Origin of the sequence: Streptomyces sp. NPDC006510, assembly GCF_040611955.1 — a bacterium.
Lineage (GTDB): Bacteria > Actinomycetota > Actinomycetes > Streptomycetales > Streptomycetaceae > Streptomyces.
Window position 1 is genome coordinate 1 of the sequence record NZ_JBEXPH010000136.1, and the last position, 23,489, is coordinate 23,489.

The following is a 23,489-nucleotide window of genomic DNA, read 5'->3' on the forward strand; positions in this document are numbered from 1 at the left end:
GCCGCCGCGATCCCCGGCCCGGCCACCGCGCCGGGAGCCGGACCCGCGACTCCCGCGGCGAGCACCGGCCCCGCAGGACTCGACCCACAGGCCGCGGTCCGTCGCGAGGGCGACCGGCTGCGTTTCGTCGGGGCCGCCACCCGGCGGATCGCCCGCGGCATAGACCTGGACGAGATCGTGCTGGGCCTGTGCCGGGCCAGCGTGCCGACGTTCTCCGACGCCATACTGGTCTACCTCCGCGACCCGCTGCCGGTCGGTGACGAGCGGCCGGTCTCCCCGTTCGTGCTGCGGCTGCGCCGGTCCGACCGGCTGCGGCTGAGCGAGGAGGAGACGGACAGCTCGTCTGAGACCGAGCGCCTGCGGCTGCCCGTCATCGATCCGCACGGCGATCTGACGCCCGCGGCCGAGCTGTGCGAGGTCCGCTCGGGCGGTGCGCTGGCCGAGGTGCTGCGCGGCGTGCGGCCGGTCTTCGGGGACTCCGCGGCGGCCCGCGCCGCGCTGCCCGAACTGCTGGGCGCCGGCCGGACCGTGCCCACCGGACACCGCGCGATCCTCGCCCCGCTGCGCGGCCGGCGGCGGGTGATCGGCGCCGCCGTCTTCCTGCGCGGGACGGAACGGCCGTCCTTCGAGTCCAACGACCTGCTGGTCGCGGCCCAGCTGGCGACGCACACCGCGCTCGGCATCGACAAGGCCGTGCTGTACGGACGCGAGGCGTACATCGCCGACGAGCTCCAGCGCACCATGCTGCCCGACTCGCTGCCGCAGCCGACCGGCGTCCGGCTCGCCTCCCGCTATCTCCCGGCCGCCGAGACGGCCCGGGTCGGCGGCGACTGGTACGACGCGATCCCGCTGCCCGGCAGCAGGGTCGCCCTGGTCGTCGGCGACGTCATGGGCCACTCCATGACGTCCGCGGCGATCATGGGGCAGCTGCGCACCACCGCTCAGACCCTCGCCGGGCTCGACCTGCCGCCGCAGGAGGTGCTGCACCACCTCGACGAGCAGGCGCAGCGGCTCGGCAGCGACCGCATGGCGACCTGCCTGTACGCGGTCTACGACCCGGTCGCGCACCGGATCACCATCGCCAACGCGGGGCATCCGCCGCCCGTCCTGCTTCATCTGGGCGGCCGTGCGGAGGTGCTGCGGGTGCCGCCCGGCGCCCCGATCGGGGTCGGCGGGGTGGACTTCGAGGCGGTCGAGCTGGACGCGCCCGCGGGGGCCACGCTGCTGCTCTACACCGACGGTCTGGTGGAGTCCCGGCTCCGGGACGTCTGGACCGGGATCGAGCAGCTGCGCGAACGGCTCGCCGCCACCGCCCGGCTGACCGGCCCGGACCACTCGCCGCCGCTGGAGGCGCTGTGCGACGACGTCCTGGACATGCTCGGCCCGGGGGACCGGGACGACGACATCGCGCTGCTCGCCGCCCGGTTCGACGGGATCGCGCCGAGCGACGTCGCGTACTGGCACCTTGAACCGGAGGAGACCGCTCCGGGCCGGGCCCGCAGGCTGGCCCGCCGCGCGCTCGGCCGCTGGGGTCTGGACGATCTCTCCGACTCGGTGGAGCTGCTGGTCAGCGAGGTGGTGACCAACGCCGTCCGTTACGCGGAGCGACCGGTGACGCTGCGGCTGCTGCGCACCGACATCCTGCGCTGCGAGGTCGGCGACGACTCCCCGCAGCTGCCCCGGCAGCGCCGGGCGCGTGACATGGACGAGGGCGGCCGCGGCCTGTTCCTGGTGAACCGGCTGGCCAGGCGGTGGGGGGCGACGCGCCTTTCGACCGGCAAGGTGGTCTGGTTCGAGATGCCGGCCAGGGGCCAGTAGAGGGGCCGTCGAAGATTCCGGCGGAAAGGGCCGGAACGGACACGGGGCGGAGCCCCGTACGTACGTTAGCGAAATGTTGCCGACCTCCTGTCGGCGGGTTTGACTTCAGTCGTGAACGAGACGGCCTGACCGAAACCCCCACCGACGGGAGGACGCTCGTGTCCGAGGAATCGAAGACCAAGAACACCCCGTACACCACGAACAACGCCGGAATCCCGGTGGAGAGCGATGAGCACTCGCTCACTGTCGGATCCGATGGACCGATCCTGCTCCAGGACCACTACCTCATCGAGAAGATGGCCCAGTTCAACCGTGAACGGGTCCCCGAGCGAGTGGTCCACGCCAAGGGATCCGGCGCCTACGGCACCTTCAGGGTGACCAATGACGTAAGCCAGTTCACCAAGGCCGACCTGTTCCAGCCGGGCAAGCAGACCGCCATGCTCGCCCGCTTCTCCACGGTCGCCGGCGAGCAGGGCTCCCCCGACACCTGGCGGGACCCCCGCGGATTCGCCCTGAAGTTCTACACGGAGCAGGGCAACTACGACATGGTCGGCAACAACACGCCGATCTTCTTCGTACGTGACCCGATGAAGTTCCAGGACTTCATCCGCTCGCAGAAGCGCCGCCCGGACAGCGCGGTGCGCGATCACGACATGCAGTGGGACTTCTGGACCCTGTCCCCCGAGTCCGCCCACATGGTGACGTGGCTGATGGGCGACCGGGGCATCCCGAAGACGTACCGCCACATGAACGGCTACAGCTCGCACACCTATATGTGGATCAACGCTGGCGGCGAGCGGTTCTGGGTGAAGTACCGCTTCAAGACCGACCAGGGCATCGACTTCTACACGCAGGACGAGGCCGACCGGATGGCCGGTGTCGACGGCGACGTCCACCGCCGCGACCTGTTCGAGTCGATCAGGCGCGGCGACCACCCGAGCTGGACACTGTACGTCCAGATCATGCCGTTCGACGACGCTCCGGACTACCGGTTCAACCCGTTCGACCTCACGAAGGTGTGGCCGCACGCCGACTACCCGGAGATCGAAGTCGGCCGGATGACACTCGACGAGAACCCGGAGGACTTCTTCGTCCACATCGAGCAGGCGTCCTTCGAGCCGTCGAACCTGGTGCCCGGCATCGGCCCGTCGCCCGACAAGATGCTGCTCGGCCGGCTCTTCTCGTACCCGGACACCCACCGGTACCGGATCGGCCCGAACTACGCGCAACTGCCCCCGAACCGCCCGCGGTTCGGCCGGAACTCGTACGCGAAGGACGGCCCGATGCGGTACGAGCCGAGCCGTACGGGGGCGGTCTACGCGCCGAACTCCTACGGTGGTCCGGCCGCGGACACCGCGCGCTACGGTGACCCGGCGGGTTGGGCGACGGCGGGCGAGATGGTCCACGAGGCGTACAAGCTGCACAGCGAGGACGACGACTGGGGCCAGGCGGGCACGATGGTGCGCAAGGTCCTGGACGACGCGGCCCGCGAGCGGCTGGTGGGCAACATTTCCGGCCATCTGCTGGACGGTGTGAGCGCCCCGGTCCTGGAGCGCTCGCTCCAGTACTGGCGCAACGTGGACAAGGACCTCGGCGACCGGGTCGCCAAGAAGGTCAACGGCGGCTGACACCGCCGTACGCGGGAGACATGGTTCAGGGGCGGTGCCGGCCGGCACCGCCCCTGAACCATGCGTTCACTGCCCCGTCACGCGCTCACTGGCTGAGCGGGTTGTTGTTGCTGCTGTCATGGCCGGGGCGGCCCGAGCTCAGTCCGTCACCCGGCAGGCCCGGGGACTGGCTCGGCGGCGGCACGTCCGGCGACTGGCTCGGCGGCGCCTCGGGCGACTGGCTCGGCGACTGGCTGGGCGAGTCGCTCGGGCTCTGCGAGGGCATGTCCGGCGACTGGGACGGAGTCGTGTCGGTGCTCGCCGACTGCGAGGGGGTCGTCGGCGGTGTGGTCGGTACGGTGACCTCGCCGCGCTCGACGTCCTCCAGGTCGAACTGGGCACTGGAGCCGCCGCCCAGCGCGCCGAGCGTGTAGTCCGCCCAGATCTGCGCCGGGAAGCCGCCACCGTTGGCCCGGCCGGAGTTGGCCGTGCCGGTCAGGCTGACCTGGCCGCCGCCCTCCTTGGGCGATTCGCCGAAGAGCGCGACGACGGTGGTGAGCTCCGGGGTGTAGGCGGCGAACCAGGCCGACTTGTTGTTCTCCGACGTACCCGTCTTGCCCGCCGCCTCGTACGCCGAGGTGTCGGCCGCCTGGCCTGAGCCGCTGTCCACCACGCCGGTCAGGGCGGAGGTCACGGTGTCGGCGGACTTGCGGCTGATCACCTGGCTGCCGATGCCCTCGACCGGCTCGACCGTCCGATCACGGTGCTTGGCCGACTTCACGATGAACGGGGTGACCTTCTTGCCGTGGTTGTCGAGCGTGGCGTACGCGCCCGCCATGTCCCAGGTCGAGGCGTTCATCGTGCCGAGCGTGATGGCGGGGCGCTCGGGGAAGTTCTTGTCCGGTACGCCGAGCTCCAGCGCGGTCTTCTTCACCGCGGGCGGGCCGACGTCGACGACCATCTGCGCGAAGACCGAGTTGATCGACTTGTTCATCGCGGTCTGCACGGTGACGTCGCCGTAGCTCCGGTCGTCCTCGTTCTCCGGGGCGAACGGGGTGTCGCTGCCCACCACGGGCCGCTTGCTGGTGCCGTCGTAGCGGGTGTTGACGCCGATCAGGTCGCCGTCCTGGGTCTTCGACTCGTTCTCCAGCGCGGAGGCGAGCACCAGCGGCTTGAAGGTCGATGCGGGCTGGTAGTCCTGGCGCGTGGCGTTGGAGTAGTAGTGCTTGACGTAGTCCACGCCGCCGTAGAGCGCGACGACGGCGCCGGTCTTCGGGTCGACCGAGGTGGCCCCCGCCTGGACGGTCGCGTCGACCTTGTTGTTCTTGCGGTCCAGCTTGGACTCCAGCTGGCGGTCGACGGACTTCTCCAGCTCCTTCTGCCGCTTCTTGTCGATGTTGAGCGTGAAGGTCCAGCCGCCGGCCTGCCGCATCTCCGCGGTGACGCCCTGCTTCTCCAGCTCCTTGTTGGCCGCCTCGACGAGGTAACCGGTCTGGCCCTCCATGCCCTTGGCGGGCTTGGGCTTGTCCGGGACCGGGAACTGGAGCTTGTCGCGCTCGGCCTGGTCGAGCCAGTGCATCTCGACCATGTTGTCGAGGGTGTAGCCCCAGCGGTCCTTGACCAGCTTCTTGCCGGTCGGCGTCGCGGACTGCCAGTCGTACTGGCTGGGGGCCTGGAGCACGGAGGCCAGGTAGGCGCCCTGGGAGACGTTGAGGTCCTTGGCGTCTACCCCGTAGTACGCCTGCGCGGCGGCCTGGATACCGCTCGCGCCCCGCCCGTAGTACGCGGTGTTGATGTACCCGGCGAGGATGAAGTCCTTGCTCTTCTTGCTGTCGACCTTGAGGGAGATCACCAGCTCCTTGAGCTTCCGGGAGATCGTCGGGTCCTGCGTCAGGTAGTAGTTCTTCACGTACTGCTGGGTGATGGTCGAGCCACCCTGCTTGCCCTTGCCGCTGAGCGTGTTGAGGATGCCTCGGGTGGTGCCCTTCAGGTCGATGCCCTCGTCGTCGTAGAACGTCTTGTTCTCGGCGGCGACGAAGGTGTGCTGCACCTTCTTGGGGACCTCCGCCAGGTCCACGATCTGGCGGTTGACCCCGCCGTCGCCGGTCCGGGTCAGCAGCGTCCCGTCGCTGTACTGGTAGACGTTGCTCTGCCGCTCGGCCAGGGCATTGGCCTTCGGGATGTCCACGTACATGTAGAGCGCCACGAAGGCGCCCATGATCAGCAGGCAGAACCCGAAGAAGGTGCCCAGCATCTTCTTCCAGGTGAAGAGTCTGCGTATGCCGCCGCTCTTCGCAGCCCGCCGCGCTCCGCGCCGCTGGGCTCGTCGCGCATCCGCTCGACCCATCGCTGTGTTGCTCCTGTTTCTCTGCTCGACCAGATCAGCTCAGCCCAGCCAGCTAACACCGTCGGCGAGGACAGAAAGCAAGCGATGCGGTCTTTTGCGGACGTGACAATCAGCACCCATTCTCAAGGGAACCGACTCATGAAGGGTGCCCAAGGTTGCCAATCCAGGTAATGTGTAATCACATTGCTAGCACCGAGTCAGTCTTTCGAAACGGGGGATTCCATGCCCGACCACGGCAATCCGCACGATGTGACCACCCTTGCCGCCGACCTCACGCCCGACGCCCCACAGATGCCCGAACCCCAGGTGAGAGAGGTGACGGCGCACAGCATCCCGGGCGGCCTCGGCCTGCTGCTGACCGTGTTCGGGGTGATCGCCGGCATCGGCCTCGCGATCGTCGGCGGCGTCGTCGGCTCGAACGGGAACAACGGCCTGGGCGTCCCGGTCTGCATCTTCGGCGTCCTGCTCGTCATCGCCTCGTTCTTCTGCATGACGGGTGTGAAGATGGTCGCACCGGGCGAGGCCCGGGTGATCCAGCTCTTCGGCCGGTACGTCGGCACCATCCGCACCGACGGGCTGCGCTGGATCAACCCGCTCACCAGCAGCCGGAAGATCTCCACCCGGGTCCGCAACCACGAGACCGCGGTCCTCAAGGTCAACGACGCCTACGGCAACCCGATCGAGCTCGCCGCGATCGTCGTCTGGAAAGTCGAGGACACCGCGCAGGCGCTCTTCGAGGTCGACGACTTCCTGGAGTTCGTCGCCACCCAGACCGAGGCGGCCGTCCGGCACATCGCGATCGAGTACCCGTACGACGCCCACGAGGAGGGCGGCCTCTCGCTGCGCGGCAACGCGGAGGAGATCACCGAGAAGCTGGCCGTGGAGCTCACCGCCCGGGTGCAGGCCGCCGGCGTACGGATCATCGAATCGCGCTTCAGTCATCTCGCGTACGCCCCCGAGATCGCCTCCGCGATGCTCCAGCGCCAGCAGGCCGGCGCGGTGGTCGCCGCCCGACAGCAGATCGTCGAGGGCGCGGTCGGCATGGTCGAGATGGCGCTCACCCGGATCGCCGAGCAGGACATCGTCGAGCTCGACGCGGAGCGCAAGGCGTCCATGGTCAGCAATCTGATGGTGGTGCTGTGCGGTGACCGCGCGGCGCAGCCGGTCCTGAACACGGGCACTCTTTACCAGTGACCGAACAGACCCCGGCACGCCGGACTCCGCCGCAGCGCAAGCAGATGCTGCTGCGGCTGGATCCGGCGGTGCACGACGCGCTGGCCCGCTGGGCCTCCGACGAGCTGCGCAGTGCGAACGCCCAGATCGAGTTCCTGCTGCGCAGGGCGCTGGCGGAGGCGGGTCGCCTGCCGGGCACAGCACGTCCGATCCCCCGCCGGGGGCGGCCCCCGAAGGACGCGTCGGGCCCGCCCGGCGACTGAGCACCGGGGTCCAGGGGCCGGGATCCCCCGTTATACATCGAAGGTATACATGCCGTGTATAGTGCTTGGCATGTCTATCGGCCACACCCTGCTCGGACTTCTGGAGTCCGGCCCCCGCCACGGCTACGACCTCAAGCGCGCGTTCGACGAGAAGTTCGGCCACGACCGCCCGCTGCACTACGGCCAGGTCTACTCGACCATGTCCCGGCTGCTCAAGAACGGCCTCGTCGAGGTCGACGGCGTCGAGAGCGGCGGCGGCCCCGAGCGCAAGCGGTACGCCATCACCGAGGCCGGGATCACCGATGTCGGCGCCTGGCTCGCGCAGCCGGAGAAGCCCGAGCCGTACCTCCAGTCGACGCTCTACACCAAGGTCGTCCTGGCCCTGCTCACCGGCCGCAGCGCCGAGGCCCTGCTGGACACCCAGCGCGCCGAGCACCTGCGCCTCATGCGCATCCTCACCGACCGCAAGCGCAAGGGCGACCTCGCCGATCAGCTGATCTGCGACCACGCCCTCTTCCACCTCGAAGCCGATCTGCGCTGGCTGGAACTGACCGCCGCGCGACTCGGCCAGCTCGCGAAGGTGGTGGCCCTTTGATCCCCGCCGGCTCCCTGCTCGCCGCCCACGATCTGCACAAGACCTACGGGCCGACCCCCGCGCTCGACGGTGCCTCGTTCTCCGTCCACCCCGGCGAGGTCGTCGCCGTGATGGGCCCCTCCGGCTCCGGCAAGTCCACCCTGCTGCACTGCCTCGCCGGGATCATCACCCCGGACTCCGGCACCATCACCTACGCCGGGCGCGAGCTGTCCGCGATGTCCGACGCCGAGCGCAGCGCCCTGCGCCGCAGCGAATTCGGCTTCGTGTTCCAGTTCGGCCAGCTCGTCCCGGAGCTGACCTGTGTGGAGAACGTCGCTCTGCCGCTGAGGCTGAACGGCACCCGGCGCAAGGCCGCCGAGCGCGCCGCCCTGCAGTGGATGGAGCGCCTGGAGGTCGACGACATCGGCGGGAAGCGCCCCGGCGAGGTCTCCGGCGGCCAGGGCCAGCGCGTGGCCGTGGCCCGCGCCCTGGCCGCGTCACCGAAGGTGATCTTCGCGGACGAGCCGACCGGCGCCCTGGACTCCCTCAACGGCGAGCGGGTCATGCAGCTGCTCACCGAGGCAGCCCGTTCCGCCAACGTAGCGGTGGTGCTGGTGACCCACGAGGCCCGCGTCGCCGCGTACTCCGACCGCGATGTCACCGTGCGCGACGGCCGGGCCCGCGACCTGGAGCACGCCGTATGACACTGCTCGACCGGAAGGAGACCCCGGCCGCTCCGGCGGAGCAGCCGGCGGCCCCCCGCTCCCGCACCCCGGCCTGGGTGCGCGATCTCGGGCTCGGCATCCGCTTCGCGGCCGCCGGCGGGCGCGAGGGGTGGACCCGCACCCTGCTCACCGCGGTCGGCGTGGGCCTCGGCGTGGCCCTCCTGCTCGTCGCCGCCTCCGTACCGCATCTGCTCGACGAGCGGTCCGGACGCGAAAAGGCCCGTGCCGAGACCAAGATCTCGGACTCCCCCGACACGTCGGCGAAGAAGTCGGACAGCACGGTCCTGCGGATCGACGCGGGGACCGAGTACCACGATCGGTCCATCGCGGGCTTCCTCATGCGCGCGGACGGTGCCCACCCGGTGCTCCCCCCGGGGATCGGCGAACTTCCCGCCCCCGGGGAGATGGCGGTCTCCCCCGCGCTCAAGGACCTCCTCGACTCCCCGCGGAACGCGCTGCTGAAGGAGCGGCTGCCGTACAAGGTGACCGCCACGATCTCCGACGCGGGCCTGGTTTCGCCCGGCGAGCTGCTGTACTACGCGGGCAGCGAAACCCTGACCCCCGACACAGGCGGCCACCGGCTGTCCGGTTACGGCGATCCCGGACCCGCGAAACCGCTGTCGCCCCTGCTCATCGTGCTGATCATCATGATCTGCGTGGTGCTGCTGGTCCCGGTGGCCATCTTCATCGCCACCGCCGTGCGCTTCGGCGGCGACCGCCGCGACCTCCGGCTCGCCGCCCTGCGCCTGGTCGGTACGGACATCCGGATGACCCGCCGGATCGCGGCCGGTGAGGCACTCTTCGGCTCGGTGCTCGGCCTCCTCATCGGGCTGGCCATGTTCCTGGCGGGGCGTCAGTTCGTCGGCTACGTCGAGATCTGGGACGTCAGCGCCTTCCCCTCCGACCTGGCCCCCGACGCCCGGCTGTGTGTGCTGATCGCCCTCGCGGTTCCGCTCACCGGGGTGCTCGTCACTCTGGCGGCCATGCGCTCCGTGGTCATCGAGCCGCTCGGCGTCGTACGCAACGGCCGCAGCCGCAGGCGCCGCCTCTGGTGGCGACTGCTGCTGCCGGTCGCCGGGCTCGCGGTCTTCGGACTCACCGGCAAGGTCGAGGAGTACGGACCCGTCAACCCGTACCCGGTCGCCGGAGGTGCGGTGCTGGTCCTGGTCGGGCTGGCCCTGCTCCTGCCCTGGCTGGTCGAGGCCTGCGTCAAGCGGCTGCACGGCGGCCCGGTCCCCTGGCAGCTGGCCACCCGCCGGCTCCAGCTGAGCAGCGGGGCGGCCTCCCGCGCGGTCAGCGGCGTCACCGTCGCCGTGGCCGGGGCGGTGGCCCTGCAGATGCTGTTCGCCGCGATGAACGACGACTTCAACAAGATCACCGGCCAGGACCCGTCCCGCGCCCAGATCTACGCCGCCTCCGAGATCGTCAGCGGCGACGCCGCCCTGCACACGATCAAGGAGCTCCGCGCCACCAAGGGCGTCATCAAGGTCATCGGCACCGTCGAGGCGTACGCGACCAAGCCGGGAACGTACACGGACGACGAGATCCAGCCCACCACCTCGTTCAGCGTCGGGGACTGCGCGACCCTGCGCGAGCTCGCCCGGATCACGTCCTGCCGGGACGGCGACACCTTCGTCGTCCACCCCAAGGACAAGGGACAGGCCGGGTGGGTCGACGAGACCGCCCGCAAGGGCAAGGTGGTCGAGTTCGACACCTACGGCCGGGGCAAGCCACTGCTCTGGACGCTGCCGGCCGACACCCCGACCGTCGAGAGCCGGCCCGATCCGCTCGGCGAGAACCGCTGGGGCATCATGGTCACGCCCGGAGCGATCGACGCGCAGACCCTGCCGGGAGCCCAGACCGTCTCGCAGATCCGCATCGACGAACGCGTCCCGGACGCCGCCGAGTACGTGCGCAACACGGCGGCGCGGATCGACCCCGGCATGCGCCTGGTCACCCTGAACTCGGTCGAGCGCGACCGGCAGTACGCGAGCATTCAGACCGGTCTCCAGGTCGGCGCGACCGCCACCCTGCTGCTGATCGCCGCGTCCATGCTGGTCTCCCAGCTGGAGCAGCTGCGTGAGCGCAAGCGGCTGCTGTCGGTCCTGGTCGCCTTCGGTACCCGACGGGTCACCCTCGGCTGGTCGGTGCTGTGGCAGACCGCGATCCCGGTGGTCATCGGGCTGGCGGTGGCGGTGGCCGGCGGCCTCGCCCTCGGTGCCACCCTGTGCTGGATGGTCGGCAAGGAGGTATCCGACTGGTTCCTGTTCCTGCCGATGGCGGGCGCGGGCGCGGCCCTCATCCTCCTGGTCTCCCTGCTCTCCCTGCCGCCGCTGTGGCGCATGATGCGGCCGGAGGGCCTGCGCACGGAGTGACTGCGCGGGGGTGAGGACGGAAGGGGTACGGTCCCGCGGGGCCGCGCCCCTTCAGTCGCCGTGCGGGCCGGCCGTCACCCGCACCGGCAGCACCGTCATCGCCTCCCGCAGCGCCGCCGCGAACTCCTCGAACTCCTCGTGCCGCGCCGCCCCCGTACGCATCCCCAGCGCCACCCGCCTCGACGGTGCCGGTTCCGCGAAGTACCCGGTGGCCAGCGCGTCGTTGCGGCCGGTCTCGACCGTCACCGCGGTACGCGGCAGCAGCGTCACCCCGAGCCCGCCGGCGACCAGCTGGACCAGCGTGGAGAGCCCGGCCGCGGTCGTGGTGACCGGCGCGCCCTCCGTGCGCCCGGCCTCCCGGCAGATGTCCAGGGCCTGGTCGCGCAGGCAGTGCCCCTCGTCGAGCAGCAGCAGCGGCAGCTCGCGCAGCGCCTCGCGCGGAATGTCGGCACGCCCGCCCAGCCAGTGGTCCTTCCCCATCACCAGCACGAAGTCCTCGTCGAAGAGCGGGAGTTCGGTCACCCCCGGCACCCCGAGCGGTACCGCGAGCAGCAGCAGATCCAGCCTTCCCGCGGCCAGCCCCTCCAGCAGCGAGGAGGTCTGCTCCTCGTGCACCTGGAGGTCGAGCTCGGGGTAGCGCTCGTGGACCAGCCGCAGCACCGTCGGGAGCAGATACGGGGCGACGGTCGGGATCACCCCGAGCCTGAGCACCCCGGTGAACGGCGCCCGGACCGCCTCGGCCTCCTCCATCAGCTCACCGACGGCCTCCAGCACCGCCCGGGCCCGCACCGCGAGCCGCTCCCCGGCCGGCGAGAGCAGCACCTTGCGCGTCGTACGCTCGATGAGCTGGACACCCAGTGCCTCCTCCAGTGCCGAAACGGCCCCGGAGAGCGCCGGCTGACTCATCCCGATTGCCGCCGCGGCGTCCCTGAAGTGCAAATATTCCGCGACGGCCACAAAGGCGCGCAGCTGCGAGAGGCTGGGCTGTTTGGGCCGACTGCCCTGATTGCTCTGAGCCACTGATAGGCACCTCCGATCACCGCAGCCAAGTGTAGCTATTTCCGTGATCAATGCACTCTGTGCCAAGGTGGACTCCGTCCAACCCTCAGGAAATCCCGCAAAAGGGAGTTCCTACGCTACAAGGAGAGCGCGTGCTCACTGTCGGTGACAAGTTCCCCGAGTTCGACCTGACTGCTTGTGTCTCGCTGGAGAGCGGCAAGGAGTTCGAGCAGATCAACCACAAGACCTACGAGGGCAAGTGGAAGATCGTCTTCGCGTGGCCGAAGGACTTCACCTTCGTGTGCCCCACCGAGATCGCCGCCTTCGGCAAGCTGAACGAAGAGTTCGCCGACCGTGACGCCCAGATCCTCGGCTTCTCCGGTGACTCCGAGTTCGTGCACCACGCCTGGCGCAAGGACCACCCGGACCTGACCGACCTGCCCTTCCCGATGATGGCCGACTCGAAGCACGAGCTCATGCGTGACCTCGGCATCGAGGGCGAGGACGGCTTCGCCCAGCGCGCCGTCTTCATCGTCGACCAGAACAACGAGATCCAGTTCACGATGGTGACCGCCGGTTCCGTGGGCCGTAACCCCAAGGAGGTCCTGCGGGTCCTGGACGCCCTGCAGACCGACGAGCTGTGCCCGTGCAACTGGACCAAGGGCGAGAACACCCTCGACCCGGTCGCCCTCCTCTCGGGCGAGTGAGCTGACAGCGACATGGCACTCGACGAACTGAAGGCCGCCGTTCCGGACTTCGCCAAGGACCTGAAGCTGAACCTCGGTTCGGTCATCGGGAACAGCGAACTGCCGCAGCAGCAGCTCTGGGGCACCGTCCTCGCCTGCGCGATCGCCTCGCGCTCGCCGAAGGTGCTGCGCGAGCTGGAGCCCGAGGCGAAGGCCAACCTCTCCGCGGAGGCGTACACCGCCGCGAAGTCGGCCGCCGCCATCATGGCGATGAACAACGTCTTCTACCGGACCCGGCACCTGCTGTCGGACCCCGAGTACGCGTCGCTCCGTGCGGGCCTGCGGATGAACGTCATCGGCAAGCCCGGTGTGGAGAAGGTCGACTTCGAGCTGTGGTCGCTCGCGGTCTCCGCGATCAACGGCTGCGGCCAGTGCCTGGACTCCCACGAGCAGGTGCTGCGCAAGGCCGGCGTGGACCGTGAGACCATTCAGGAAGCCGTAAAGATCGCCTCGGTGATCCAGGCGGTAGGCGTGACCCTCGAAGCCGAGGCCGTGCTCGCCGAGTAGGACCAGCAGTACCCCTTGTACGAGAAGGGCCCCGTGGACGACCGACCGTCCCCGGGGCCCTTCTCCCTTGTGCCCGTGGGCCCTACTTGCCGAGCCCTTTCCTGGTGCCGCCGACGGCGTCGTCCCGGTAGTCGATGTCCTCGGGCGGTGATCCCGGCGCGGGCGTCGGGGCGACGTCGACCGCGGTCGCCCCACGTGGGGACGGCGCGTATCGCAGGGCCTGCTCCTGCCCGTACGCCCGTAGATAGCCGACCGCCGTATTGGTGACCGCGACCAGCGGCACCGCGACGACCGCGCCGCCGATGCCCGCGATCATGCCGCCCGCGGCGACCGAGAGGACGACGGCGAGCGGATGCACCCGCACCGCGCGTCCCAGGATGAACGGTTGCAGCACATGGCCCTCGATCTGCTGCACGGCGAGCACCACCGCCAGCACCATCAGGGCGGTGAACACGCCCTCGGTGACCAGCGCGACGACCACCGCGAGCGCCCCGGAGATCACGGCACCGACCAGCGGGATGAAGGCGAAGAGGAAGATGAAGACGGCCAGCGGCACCGCCATCGGCACATCGAGGAAGAAGATCCCCAGCCCGATGAAGATCGCGTCGATCAGCGCGACTATGACGGTCCCCCGCACATAGGCGGTCAGCGTCCGCCAGGCGCGCGGCCCGGCGCCCGCGACACCCGGCCGGGCCTGGGCCGGCACCAGCTTCAGCACCCAGTGCCAGATGCGCCTTCCGTCGTACAGCAGGAAGAGCGTCGAGAACATCGCCAGCAGTATCCCGGTGAGGACCTCCGCCATCACGGTGACGCCCTCCAGTCCGGCGGAGGTGATCTGCTCGGTGTTGGTGCCGATGGTGTCGCTGAGGTTCTTCGCGATGTCGTTGATCTGCTGCTCGGTGACATGGAAGGGGCTGTCCAGCAACCAGCGCTTCAACTCGTCGATACCGTCCCGCACCTTGTCGGAGAGGGTGTCGAGGTTGTCCATGACCTGCCAGACCACGAACCAGCCGACCAGGCCCATGATGACGAAGCCCAGGATCGCCGTGACGGCGGTGGCCAGACCGCGCGGCAGCCCTTGGCGCCGCAGCCGGGCGACGGTCGGCTGCAGCATCGCGGTGACGAGCAGCGCGGCGACGAAGGCCAGGACCACCAGTTGCACGGCGCTGATGACCTTCATCAGCACCCAGAGGGTGCCCGCCAGGACGAGCAGCCGCCAGCCGGCCTCGGCCGCGACCCGCATCCCCCAGGGGATCGCCGCGACCGGATCGGGCCGGGCGGCGACGGAAGGGGCGTACGAGGGCGGCGGCGGCACATGGTCGGCCGCGGCACCACGCCGGGCCTCCTCGTCCCGAACGGCTCCGGACGACACGGCTCCGGACGGCCCGGACCCGGACTGCCCGGACCCGGCGGGCGCGGCGGAGGCGGTCACCGGCAACGCGGTCCCCGCGGCCTCGTCCCCCACGGCCTCGTCCCTGCGCTGCTCCAGCCGATCGCCCAGTTCGGTCAGTTCGGCGCCCAGCCGGCCGAGCCACCCCGGAATTTTCGACATGATCGTTCCTCTTCCCCCGTTTTCTCTCCCCACCGCTCCCCCGCCGAGCGGTCCGGATCGACCGTACACGCGCGAAGCCCCTCACCGTAGGACGGTGAGGGGCTCTGCACGCTCGGGACCGGAACCTCGGAGGTTCTAGTACCAGTGATTGGCCTGCCAGAACGACCAGGCACCGCACGGGCTGCCGTAGCGGCCGTCCATGTAGTTGAGGCCCCACTTGATCTGGGTGGCCGGGTTGGTCTGCCAGTCGGCACCGGCGGACGACATCTTCGAGCCGGGCAGCGCCTGCACGAGGCCGTAGGCACCGGAAGACGGGTTGCTCGCCCGGTAGTTCCAGGTCGACTCGTGGTTCACGATGTTGCTGAAGCACTGGAACTGGTCGCCAGGAACCATCTGACGGGCCATCGCCTGGACCTCGGCCACGGTGTACGAGCTCTGCGTGGCGAAGGCGGAGGCGCTGCGGACCGAGGAGCGGCTGGCGCGTTCGGCGCGCTCCTTCTTCTCCTGGCGCTCCTTCTCCAGCCTGTCCTCGGCCGCCGCCTTCTTCGACTTGGCGTCCTTGGCGGCCTGGATGCGGGCCGCTTCCTCCACGGACTTCTTCGCGGCCGCGTCGGCCGCGGAGGCCTGGGCGTCGGCCTGCTGCGTCAGCGAGGCGGTCTGCACCTGGGCCTGCTGGCCCGCGGGGATGTCTGCGAGCAGCGTGGTGTCGGCTGCGGTCGCCTCGAAGTTGTTGTCGTCGGCAGCGGGAGTGCTGCCCGAAGCAACGCCTACGACGGCGCCAACGGTGGTTACGGCTGTGGCAGATGCCACGGCGAACCCCCGGACCGAGATCCGGCTCACACGGTGTCCTTCCAGCATCGCCCGCTTAGGTGACCTCGCGGACGCAATCGTGCCCCTGGCGCTGGCCTCCCTACTGCTTGGGTCACGGGAGGCACGGGCCCGGTGGGCGACTCCCCGGAGGGAGTGCCGCGTAGTGCTCGCGGGCGGCATACGGACGGCGATTGTTGAGTTGTGTGGTGCGTGGCACCTCTGGAGGTGCGGGTGTGCCGTATGCGGGGCCTGACGGAAGCAAGACTCTGCCGGAACGGCGCACCGGGAAGCAATTCTCCGTTGCGTGTGAAAGCTCACACCTCGTTCGGAGCAAGTGATTTACGGAAATGGTGCCGCAGCACGATGCCGCCCGGCTAAGCTGCTGCGCTCGCCGGGCGGCACCAACTGTCGTATCCCGTATCAGATCTGGCCTTCCTCCAGCATTTCGGTCACCAGTGCGGCGATCTGCGAGCGCTCGGAGCGGGTGAGGGTGACATGCGCGAAGAGCGGATGGCCCTTCAGCTTCTCGACCACGGCGACGACTCCGTCGTACCGGCCGACCCTGAGGTTGTCCCGCTGGGCCACGTCATGCGTGAGCACCACCCGGGAATTCGCCCCGATCCTGGACAACACGGTCAGCAGTACGTTCCGTTCGAGCGACTGTGCCTCGTCGACGATCACGAAGGCGTCGTGCAGCGAGCGGCCCCGGATGTGGGTGAGCGGCAGGATCTCCAGCATCCCGCGCCCCAGCACCTCCTCGATGACCTCGCGCCCGGCCACCGCCGAGAGCGTGTCGAAGACGGCCTGCGCCCAGGGGCTCATCTTCTCGGCCTCGGTGCCGGGGAGGTAGCCCAGTTCCTGCCCGCCGACCGCGTACAGCGGGCGGAAGACCATCACCTTCTGGTGCTGCCTGCGCTCCAGGACGGCTTCGAGACCGGCGCAGAGCGCCAGCGCCGACTTCCCGGTGCCGGCCCGGCCGCCCAGCGACACGATGCCGACGTCCTGGTCCAGGAGCAGATCGAGGGCGATGCGCTGTTCGGCGCTGCGGCCGTGGATGCCGAAGGCCTCCCGGTCGCCGCGCACCAGGCGCACATTGCCCTCGGCGGTGACCCGGCCGAGCGCCTTGCCGCGCTCGGACTGGAGGACCAGTCCGGTGTGCACGGGCAGTTCGGCGGCTTCGGGTACGTACAGCGTCTCCTCCCCGTAGAGCAGATCCACCTGCTCGCCGGAGAGCGGGACCTCCGACATGCCGGTCCAGCCGGAGTCGGTGATGGCGAGTTCGGCGCGGTACTCCTCAGCGAGGAGGCCGACCGAGGATGCCTTGATGCGCAGCGGCAGGTCCTTGGAGACGACGGTGACGTCGTACCCCTCGGCCTGGAGGTTGCGCGCGACCGCGAGAATCCGTGAGTCGTTGTCCCCCAACCGGTAGCCGGCCGGCAGTACGCCGGGGTCGGAATGGTTGAGTTCGACGCGCAGCGTCCCGCCCAGATCCCCGAGCGGGATCGGGGCGTCCAGCCGGCCGTAACGGATCCGGAAGTCGTCCAGCAGGCGCAGGGCCTGCCGGGCGAAGTAGCCGAGCTCCGGGTGGTGCCGTTTGGCCTCCAGTTCCGTGACCACGACGATCGGGAGCACCACTTCGTGCTCGTCGAACCGGGCCATGGCGTTGGGATCGGCCAGCAGGACGCTGGTGTCGAGAACATAGGTGCGCCTGTCGGGCATGCGGCGCTTTGTGCTGGTCACCACGGAAGGACGTACCCCCTCGGACGAGGTTGGGGTGCGACGGTGTCGCGGAGCATCCCAATGGGAGAGGACGGGCCGGGTTCGGGCCCCGAAGCACGGGCCGGGTACCGGCCCTCCGCGTCGGCCGCGTTGTTCGTACGGTCCTTCGTGTGCAAAGGGCCTCCCGGGCGAGCGGACTCCATGCCGCTCACTTGGACACGACGTCCGCCTGGTTTTTGACCGGACGTCGACCTGTCAGGGGTATTCCCTCGAACGCGCGAAGCCATGCCGACCTGGGGCAGGCGGGTGAGCCGAAGTGGGTCAGCCGCCGTAGCGGCGGTGGCGGGCCGCGTAGTCCCGGAGGGCCCGCAGGAAGTCGACGCGGCGGAAGGCCGGCCAGAAGACTTCGCAGAAGTAGTACTCGGAGTGCGCACTCTGCCAGAGCATGAAGCCGGACAGCCGCTGCTCTCCGCTGGTGCGGATGACCAGGTCCGGGTCGGGCTGGCCCCGGGTGTAGAGGTGCTCGGAGATCAGGTCGGTGGAGACGATCTCCGCCAGGTCCTCGAACGACGTCCCCTTGGCGGAGTGGTCCAGCAGCAGCGAGCGGACCGCGTCGGCGATCTCCTGGCGCCCGCCGTAGCCGACTGCGACATTGACCAGTATTCCGTCGACCCCGACCGTGGCCTGCTCGGCCTCCTTGAGCACCGTCTGGGTGTGGGCGGGCAGCAGGTCGAGCGTGCCGACGTGGTGGACCCGCCAGCGGCCGTCCGCCGCGAGGTCGCGCACGGTGTTCTCGATGATCCCGAGGAGCGGCGTCAGCTCGGACTCGGGCCGGTCGAAGTTGTCCGTGGAGAGCAGCCAGAGCGTGACGACTTCCACATCCGTCTCGCTGCACCAGCCGAGAAGTTCCTTGATCTTGTCCGCGCCGGCCTGGTGCCCCTGCGCGGCCGTGCCGCCGGACGCCTTCGCCCAGCGCCGGTTGCCGTCGAGGATGACACCGATGTGCTTGGGCACCTGGGTGTGGTCGAGGCGGGCCTCCACCCGGCGCGCGTAGAGCCCGTACACCAGGTCGCGCAAGTTCACTGAGTTCACCTCTCGGTTCCGTGCGGGCCCGCCCGCCCCATTGCCCGGGGTCGTCCCCCTGGGGATCGCCGCACTGGTCCACAGGGTCCATCGCCCCGCCGTGCCGTGGCAGTCCCCGAAGCCGCCACATTACTGCGCAGGCGGCGCACCGGCCCAACCCGGCCTGTCACAAGTCCGTGATAAGGAGAGAAACGTGACTGATTCCCCTCTCTACTACCAGGCCGCCGGTTCGCGCTACGACTCCATGGAGTACCGCCGCACCGGCCGCAGCGGTCTCAAGCTGCCCGCCGTCTCCCTCGGCCTCTGGCACAACTTCGGTGACGACCGCACGCTGGACTCCCAGCGGGCGATCCTGCGCCGCGCCTTCGATCTAGGCGTGACCCACTTCGACCTGGCCAACAACTACGGGCCGCCGCCCGGCTCCGCCGAGCTCAACTTCGGCAAGCTGTTCCACCAGGACTTCGCCCCGTACCGGGACGAGCTGATCATCTCCACCAAGGCCGGCTACGAGATGCACCCCGGCCCGTACGGCGAATGGGGTTCCCGCAAGTACCTGCTGTCGTCGCTCGACGCCTCGCTGAAGCGGATGGGGCTGGATTACGTCGACATCTTCTACTCCCACCGCTTCGACCCGGAGACCCCGCTGGAGGAGACGATGGGGGCCCTGGCCTCCGCCGTCCAGCAGGGCAAGGCGCTGTACGTGGGTGTCTCCTCGTACAACGCGGAGCAGACCGCCGAGGCGGCCGGGCTGCTGAGGGAGATGGGTGTACCGGCCCTGATCCACCAGCCGTCCTACTCGATGATCAACCGCTGGATCGAGGACGACGACCTGCTCGACACCCTGGAGACGGCCGGCATGGGCTGCATCTCCTTCGTGCCGCTCGCCCAGGGGCTGCTCACCGGCAAGTACCTGGCGGGCATCCCGGAGGGTTCCCGCGCCACGCAGAGCAAGTCCCTGGATCCGGGTCTGCTCTCGGACGAGGTGGTGCGCCGGCTGAACGGGCTGAACGACATCGCCCGCCGGCGCGGCCAGTCGCTCGCCCAGCTGGCGCTCTCCTGGGTGCTGCGCGACAGCCGTATGACGTCCGCCCTGATCGGCGCGTCGAGCGTGGAGCAGCTGGAGGAGAACGTCGCGGCGCTCGGCGGACAGCCGCTGTCGGCCGATGAGTTGAAGGAGATCGACACCTTCGCCGTGGACACCGCGGGCGCCAACATCTGGGCCGGACGGGGCTGACCAACGGGCGGTTTCGCGGGGCCGGTACGCGGCCGGCGCCGCGGGCCGACAAAAAACGGGCCGGTCCGTGGGGGGGGGATACGGACCGGCCCGAGGGGGGGTTTCCACCATAACCCTTCGTAAGTGATGCTGCGTGCCACGCCACTCCACAATCACTCTCCGGATTCACCGGACTCCGTTGCGCGCATGCCGTCCGGTTGACGGCTCAGTGGCCGCCGACCGGCTTCACACAGCCGGTTCCTTCGAAGTACTTGCCGTGCGCCTCGGCCGTGACCAGCCCGTTGACCACGCCGTCCAGCGCGCCCTCGACGCAGATCGTGCCGAGGTCGAGGACGAAGGTGTTGCGGTGCGGGCCGAAAGTGCCGGTGGAGATGGCTCCGGGGCCGTAGCCCAGGCCGGTGAGGGCCTCCCTGATCCGGGGCTCGGTGGCCCTGCGGCCCTCCGCGATCCCGGCCAGCCCGGCCTTGACCTTCCTCACCTCGGCCTCGCCCCTGGCCCGGTCGGCCGGGGTCAGCTCGGCGGTGGACTGGAAGGCGTGGTTCTCCCGGTACTTCGACGCGTCGCTTCCGTCGACCGGTTCGGCGTACGGGGAGGCGCCCTCGGAGGGCGGGCTGCCGCTCGGGCCGGGAACCTCGGCCCCGGCCCCGGTTCCGGCTCCGGTCCCGGTTCCGGCCCGCTCCGTGCCGCAGCCGACGAGGACGGGGGTGAGGGCGAGCGCCGTCGCTGCGGCGAGTATCCGGGCCGTACGTCTCGCAGAGGTCATGGGCCGAGTATGGGACAGGAGCTGACCTGATGGGCCGCTAGTTTCCCCGTCATGACGAGCCGAACCGCAACCGTGACCTGGACCGCCGCGAACGCCCGCCGGATGGAACGCCAGGGGCTCGCCGCTCCCGGTCGCCGCACCCCGGCCGAAGTGGTGGCCGCGCTGCCGGCCGCGCATGCCCAGGTGCTCTCGGCGGCCGAGCTCTCCGTCGGGCTGCGGACTACGAGCGTGACCCGTACCGATGTGCGCGGCGCGCTGTGGAAGGACCGCACCCTGGTCAAGACCTTCGGGCCGCGTGGCACCGTCCATCTGCTGCCGATGGCCGAACTCCCGCTGTGGACAGGCGCGTTGTCCGCCCTGCCGACCGGGCGGAACGCGCCGGCCAAGGATGCCCGGATGACGCCGGAGCAGACGGAGACCGTGCTCGCCGCGATCGAGGACGCGCTGACCGGGGCCGAGCTGACCGTCGACGAGCTCTCCGAGGCGGTGGTGGAACGGGCCGGGGCATGGGCGGGGGACCCGGTGATGCCCGCGTTCCAGGGCATGTGGCCGCGCTGGCGGCAGGTGATGCATCTGGCGGGTCACCGCGGTGTGCTGTGCTTCGCGCCGGATCGCGGCCGCAAGGTCACCTACACCCGCCCCGGCGTCGTACCGCTCGACGGACCCGAGGCGCTCGCCGGTCTCGTACGCCGCTATCTGCACGCGTACGGACCCGCCACGCCCGCGCACTTCGCGAAGTGGCTCGCGCTGCCTCCGAGATGGGCCGCGGAGCTGTTCGCGGGGACGGCCGCACGCGGGGAGATCGAGCAGGTGACGTACGAGGACGGCCCGGCCTGGGTGGTGGCGGGCGACACCGGCTTCTCGGCGGAACCGGTCCGCGGGGTGCGGCTGCTCCCCTACTTCGACGCCTTCCTCATCGCGTCCCAGCCGCGCGAGCGGCTCTTCCCCGGCGCGGCGTACACGCGTGCGCTGGCAGGCGGCCAGGCGGGGAACTTCCCGGTGCTGCTGGTCGACGGCACGGCCGCCGGGGTGTGGCACCAGCGGCGTTCGGGCCGCCGGATCGCGGTCACCGTGGAACCGCTGGCGCCGCTGACGGCCGGGCAGCTGCGGGAGCTGGAGGCGCAGGTGGCACGGGTCGGCGAGGTGCTCGAAGGGAACGCGGAGCTGACGGTGGGCAGGGTGACGGTGGGAGCGCACGCGTAGGGCGTGCGCGACGCCGGATGCCGGCGGCGCGCTCAGGTGGTCGCCGGTGCGCCGCGGTGGCCCCGGGTGAAGCGGATCGCCACGGTGTCGCCGCCGATGACCACGAAGCTGCCGCCCTCGCAGCGGATGACGACCTCGCGCACCTGGCCGTTCTCGTCCCCGCGTTCCTCGGTGCGGGTGACCGTCCAGCCGCCTTCGGGCGGCTCCGGCAGGTTCGACACGGCGGCGAACTCCCACTGCCCCGACGGTACGCACCAGTCGGGCAGCCTCGGCCAGGCGCCGGGCCCGATGCGCAGGGTCCACTCGGGAGCGCAGGTCAGAAGCAGCGACTGACCGTCGGCCAGCAGGAATTCGACGGCTTCCGGCTCCCCCAGCCGCCCCTCCGGCCGGTAGAAGACACCGAGCACCCCGACGATCCGTACACCCCTGAGCCAGTCGGCCCTCCCCTGCCGCGGGACCCGCGGTGCCTCTTCCTCGTTCCCCACCCTCATGGACAGATCCTTCCCCAGGCGCTCACCGTCCAGGGTCGCATCCTCCGGCCGTGAGCGGCGGGTGCGACTCAGGGTCCGGCGTCCGGTTTGCGGGCCTCGATCAGGAATCGGGTGGTGTGGGCGACGAACGGCCCCTCGGTCTCGATCCGGTGGTGCAGTTCGGCCAGCCGCGGCCGGTACTCCTCGACGGTGAAGCCCGGCACCATCCAGATCACCTTGCGCAGGAAGTAGACGACGGCGCCGATGTCGAAGAACTCGGTGCGCAGTAGCTCCGTCCGCAGATCGACGACCTCCAGCCCGGCCGCCTCGGCCGCCGCCCGCGCCTGCCCGGGGTCGCGGGCGGCCCGCACCTCGGGGGGCTGCGGCCCGAGGAAGTACTCGACGAGCTCGAAGACGCTGGCCGGGCCGACCTGTTGCGAGAAATAGGTGCCGCCGGGGGTGAGCACCCGCGCGATCTCCGTCCACCAGGTGGTCACCGGGTGTCGGCTGACCACCAGGTCGAAGGCGTTGTCGCCGAACGGCAGCGGCGGCTCGTCCTGGTCGGCGACCACGGCCGCGCCGCGCGGGTGCAGGAGCGCGGTGGCGCGGGCGATGTTCGGCGGCCAGGACTCGGTGGCGACGGTGAGCGGCGGCAGCTTCGGTGCGGAGGCGAGGACCTCGCCGCCGCCGGTCTGGATGTCGAGCGCGGCCCCGGCCCGTCCCATGCGGTCCGCCATGGCGCGGGCGTAGCCCCAGGAGGGGCGCTGTTCGGTGGCCCGGCCGTCGAGCCAGGAGAAGTCCCAGCCGTCGACGGAGACGGCGGCCGCCTCAAAGACGAGGGCTTCGAATCGGGCGCGTTCTGCTTCGGCTGCCGCTTCTTCGGGGGCTTTGGACATACGGGAATGGTGTCAGCCGGGCACCGGGCGGCGCGACCGCAATACGGCGGGGTCAGGCAGCCAGTGCGCCGAGCAGCATGCCCAGCAGCGCGCCCGTGATCATGAACGGGCCGAACGGGATGCCGGTCTTGCGTCCGGCCCGCCTGAGGACCATCAGCCCGAACCCGTACGCCGCTCCGAGCAGGAACCCGGCGAAGCCTCCGGCGAACACCACGGCCCAGCCGTACCAGCCGAGGGCCATGCCCAGCGACAGGGCGAGCTTGACGTCCCCGAAGCCCATTCCGTTCGGGTTGATGAGGAAGAGCACGAAGTAGAAGCCGCCGAGAGCGGCTCCGCCGAGCAGGGCGGACAGCCAGGATCCGCCGTGCTCGGGGAGCAGCGCGGCGGCGCCGAGGAGTACGGCGACGGCCCCGGCGGCGGGCAGGGTCAGCCGGTCGGGCAGCCGGTGGACGCGGCGGTCGATGGTCGCCAGGAGTACGGCGACGGGCGCCAGCAGCAGCCAGACGGCCAGTTCGGGGCGGAGCCCGGTGGCCGCCGCGAGGACGGCGCAGGAGAGCGCGGTGACGACGGGGGCGAGGACGCCGGGGGCGTAACGCGCGGCGGGCCGCGGGCTGTCCGTACCGTC

Annotated in this window: 21 protein-coding genes; 11 read left to right on the forward strand and 10 right to left on the reverse strand. The window is 70.3% G+C overall.

The genetic code is table 11. The features are described 5' to 3' along the window. Positions 1-1,818: ATP-binding SpoIIE family protein phosphatase (locus ABZY11_RS31040; RefSeq protein ID WP_356482327.1), on the forward strand; the 1,818-nt coding region annotated here is incomplete at its 5' end. A gap of 158 nt (positions 1,819-1,976) precedes the next feature. Beyond that, positions 1,977-3,446 (forward strand): catalase, encoded by a 1,470-nt coding sequence (locus tag ABZY11_RS31045; protein WP_356482328.1) that lies wholly within the window; start codon positions 1,977-1,979, stop codon positions 3,444-3,446. Positions 3,447-3,531: 85 nt separating this feature from the next. On the opposite strand, the gene ABZY11_RS31050 is transcribed toward ABZY11_RS31045, so the two are convergent. After that, complete coding sequence (locus ABZY11_RS31050) at positions 3,532-5,772, reverse strand: transglycosylase domain-containing protein (protein WP_356482329.1); 2,241 nt, start codon at positions 5,770-5,772, stop codon at positions 3,532-3,534. 222 nt (positions 5,773-5,994) lie between these two features. On the opposite strand from ABZY11_RS31050, the gene ABZY11_RS31055 reads away from it, so the two are divergent. From ABZY11_RS31055 to ABZY11_RS31075, 5 genes are all read left to right on the forward strand, one after another. Continuing rightward, positions 5,995-6,966 (forward strand): SPFH domain-containing protein, encoded by a 972-nt coding sequence (locus ABZY11_RS31055; protein ID WP_356482330.1) that lies wholly within the window; start codon positions 5,995-5,997, stop codon positions 6,964-6,966. Then, positions 6,963-7,208 carry a hypothetical protein gene (locus ABZY11_RS31060; protein WP_356482331.1) on the forward strand — a complete coding sequence of 82 codons (246 nt, stop codon included), beginning with the start codon at positions 6,963-6,965 and terminating at the stop codon, positions 7,206-7,208. Before ABZY11_RS31055 ends, ABZY11_RS31060 begins: the two co-directional genes overlap by 4 nt. 70 nt (positions 7,209-7,278) lie before the next feature. After that, positions 7,279-7,803, forward strand: coding sequence for a PadR family transcriptional regulator (locus tag ABZY11_RS31065; protein ID WP_356482332.1), 525 nt, complete (start codon positions 7,279-7,281; stop codon positions 7,801-7,803). Further along, entirely contained in the window at positions 7,800-8,486 is a 687-nt protein-coding gene (locus ABZY11_RS31070; RefSeq protein ID WP_356482333.1) for an ABC transporter ATP-binding protein, read from the forward strand. Before ABZY11_RS31065 ends, ABZY11_RS31070 begins: the two co-directional genes overlap by 4 nt. Beyond that, entirely contained in the window at positions 8,483-10,882 is a 2,400-nt protein-coding gene (locus ABZY11_RS31075; RefSeq protein WP_356482334.1) for an FtsX-like permease family protein, read from the forward strand. Before ABZY11_RS31070 ends, ABZY11_RS31075 begins: the two co-directional genes overlap by 4 nt. A 51-nt stretch (positions 10,883-10,933) precedes the next feature. Here ABZY11_RS31075 and ABZY11_RS31080 read toward each other — a convergent pair whose 3' ends face one another. Next, the gene (locus tag ABZY11_RS31080) at positions 10,934-11,902 is read right to left on the reverse strand and encodes a hydrogen peroxide-inducible genes activator (protein ID WP_356482335.1); all 969 of its coding nucleotides are present in this window, start codon (positions 11,900-11,902) and stop codon (positions 10,934-10,936) included. Positions 11,903-12,033: 131 nt separating this feature from the next. Here ABZY11_RS31080 and ABZY11_RS31085 point away from each other — a divergent pair, with 131 nt between their 5' ends. Together ABZY11_RS31085 and ABZY11_RS31090 are read left to right on the forward strand one after the other, a co-directional pair. Further along, positions 12,034-12,588, forward strand: a complete 555-nt coding sequence (locus tag ABZY11_RS31085; RefSeq protein WP_259934020.1) for a peroxiredoxin — start codon at positions 12,034-12,036, stop codon at positions 12,586-12,588. Positions 12,589-12,600: 12 nt separating this feature from the next. After that, positions 12,601-13,134 (forward strand): alkyl hydroperoxide reductase, encoded by a 534-nt coding sequence (locus ABZY11_RS31090; RefSeq protein WP_356482336.1) that lies wholly within the window; start codon positions 12,601-12,603, stop codon positions 13,132-13,134. A gap of 82 nt (positions 13,135-13,216) precedes the next feature. Here the strand turns inward: ABZY11_RS31090 and ABZY11_RS31095 are convergent, their stop codons facing one another. The 4 genes from ABZY11_RS31095 to ABZY11_RS31110 form a co-directional block, all read right to left on the reverse strand. Next, on the reverse strand, positions 13,217-14,686 hold the full coding sequence (locus ABZY11_RS31095) for an AI-2E family transporter (protein ID WP_356482337.1): 1,470 nt from the start codon (positions 14,684-14,686) through the stop codon (positions 13,217-13,219). Positions 14,687-14,821: 135 nt separating this feature from the next. Next, positions 14,822-15,526, reverse strand: a complete 705-nt coding sequence (locus ABZY11_RS31100; protein ID WP_356482338.1) for a lytic transglycosylase domain-containing protein — start codon at positions 15,524-15,526, stop codon at positions 14,822-14,824. Positions 15,527-15,916: 390 nt separating this feature from the next. Beyond that, positions 15,917-17,239, reverse strand: coding sequence for a PhoH family protein (locus tag ABZY11_RS31105; RefSeq protein ID WP_356482339.1), 1,323 nt, complete (start codon positions 17,237-17,239; stop codon positions 15,917-15,919). A 297-nt stretch (positions 17,240-17,536) separates the two neighbouring features. Next, positions 17,537-18,298, reverse strand: coding sequence for an isoprenyl transferase (locus ABZY11_RS31110; RefSeq protein ID WP_356482346.1), 762 nt, complete (start codon positions 18,296-18,298; stop codon positions 17,537-17,539). A gap of 193 nt (positions 18,299-18,491) precedes the next feature. Between ABZY11_RS31110 and mgrA the strand changes: the two genes are divergently transcribed. Next, positions 18,492-19,532 carry an L-glyceraldehyde 3-phosphate reductase gene (gene mgrA / locus ABZY11_RS31115; protein WP_356482340.1) on the forward strand — a complete coding sequence of 347 codons (1,041 nt, stop codon included), beginning with the start codon at positions 18,492-18,494 and terminating at the stop codon, positions 19,530-19,532. A 205-nt stretch (positions 19,533-19,737) separates the two neighbouring features. Here mgrA and ABZY11_RS31120 read toward each other — a convergent pair whose 3' ends face one another. Then, entirely contained in the window at positions 19,738-20,295 is a 558-nt protein-coding gene (locus tag ABZY11_RS31120) for a hypothetical protein (protein WP_356482341.1), read from the reverse strand. A 51-nt stretch (positions 20,296-20,346) separates the two neighbouring features. Here ABZY11_RS31120 and ABZY11_RS31125 point away from each other — a divergent pair, with 51 nt between their 5' ends. After that, the gene (locus ABZY11_RS31125) at positions 20,347-21,498 is read left to right on the forward strand and encodes a winged helix DNA-binding domain-containing protein (protein WP_356482342.1); all 1,152 of its coding nucleotides are present in this window, start codon (positions 20,347-20,349) and stop codon (positions 21,496-21,498) included. 32 nt (positions 21,499-21,530) lie between these two features. Here the strand turns inward: ABZY11_RS31125 and ABZY11_RS31130 are convergent, their stop codons facing one another. The 3 genes from ABZY11_RS31130 to ABZY11_RS31140 form a co-directional block, all read right to left on the reverse strand. Continuing rightward, entirely contained in the window at positions 21,531-21,989 is a 459-nt protein-coding gene (locus ABZY11_RS31130) for a hypothetical protein (protein ID WP_356482343.1), read from the reverse strand. Positions 21,990-22,057: 68 nt separating this feature from the next. Then, positions 22,058-22,864, reverse strand: a complete 807-nt coding sequence (locus ABZY11_RS31135) for a class I SAM-dependent methyltransferase (RefSeq protein ID WP_356482344.1) — start codon at positions 22,862-22,864, stop codon at positions 22,058-22,060. Positions 22,865-22,916: 52 nt separating this feature from the next. Further along, on the reverse strand, positions 22,917-23,489 hold a 573-nt coding region (locus ABZY11_RS31140; protein WP_356482345.1), incomplete at its 5' end, for an A24 family peptidase.

What these genes read in the sequence shown, in the direction of transcription:
- ABZY11_RS31050 (WP_356482329.1), bottom strand. Translation starts at nt 5,772, where the DNA reads ATGGGTCGAGCGGATGCGCGACGAGCCCAGCGGCGCGGAGCGCGGCGG.
- ABZY11_RS31055 (WP_356482330.1), top strand. Translation starts at nt 5,995, where the DNA reads ATGCCCGACCACGGCAATCCGCACGATGTGACCACCCTTGCCGCCGAC.
- ABZY11_RS31065 (WP_356482332.1), top strand. Translation starts at nt 7,279, where the DNA reads ATGTCTATCGGCCACACCCTGCTCGGACTTCTGGAGTCCGGCCCCCGC.
- ABZY11_RS31075 (WP_356482334.1), top strand. Translation starts at nt 8,483, where the DNA reads ATGACACTGCTCGACCGGAAGGAGACCCCGGCCGCTCCGGCGGAGCAG.
- ABZY11_RS31090 (WP_356482336.1), top strand. Translation starts at nt 12,601, where the DNA reads ATGGCACTCGACGAACTGAAGGCCGCCGTTCCGGACTTCGCCAAGGAC.
- ABZY11_RS31095 (WP_356482337.1), bottom strand. Translation starts at nt 14,686, where the DNA reads ATGTCGAAAATTCCGGGGTGGCTCGGCCGGCTGGGCGCCGAACTGACC.
- ABZY11_RS31120 (WP_356482341.1), bottom strand. Translation starts at nt 20,295, where the DNA reads ATGACCTCTGCGAGACGTACGGCCCGGATACTCGCCGCAGCGACGGCG.
- ABZY11_RS31125 (WP_356482342.1), top strand. Translation starts at nt 20,347, where the DNA reads ATGACGAGCCGAACCGCAACCGTGACCTGGACCGCCGCGAACGCCCGC.
- ABZY11_RS31130 (WP_356482343.1), bottom strand. Translation starts at nt 21,989, where the DNA reads ATGAGGGTGGGGAACGAGGAAGAGGCACCGCGGGTCCCGCGGCAGGGG.
- ABZY11_RS31135 (WP_356482344.1), bottom strand. Translation starts at nt 22,864, where the DNA reads ATGTCCAAAGCCCCCGAAGAAGCGGCAGCCGAAGCAGAACGCGCCCGA.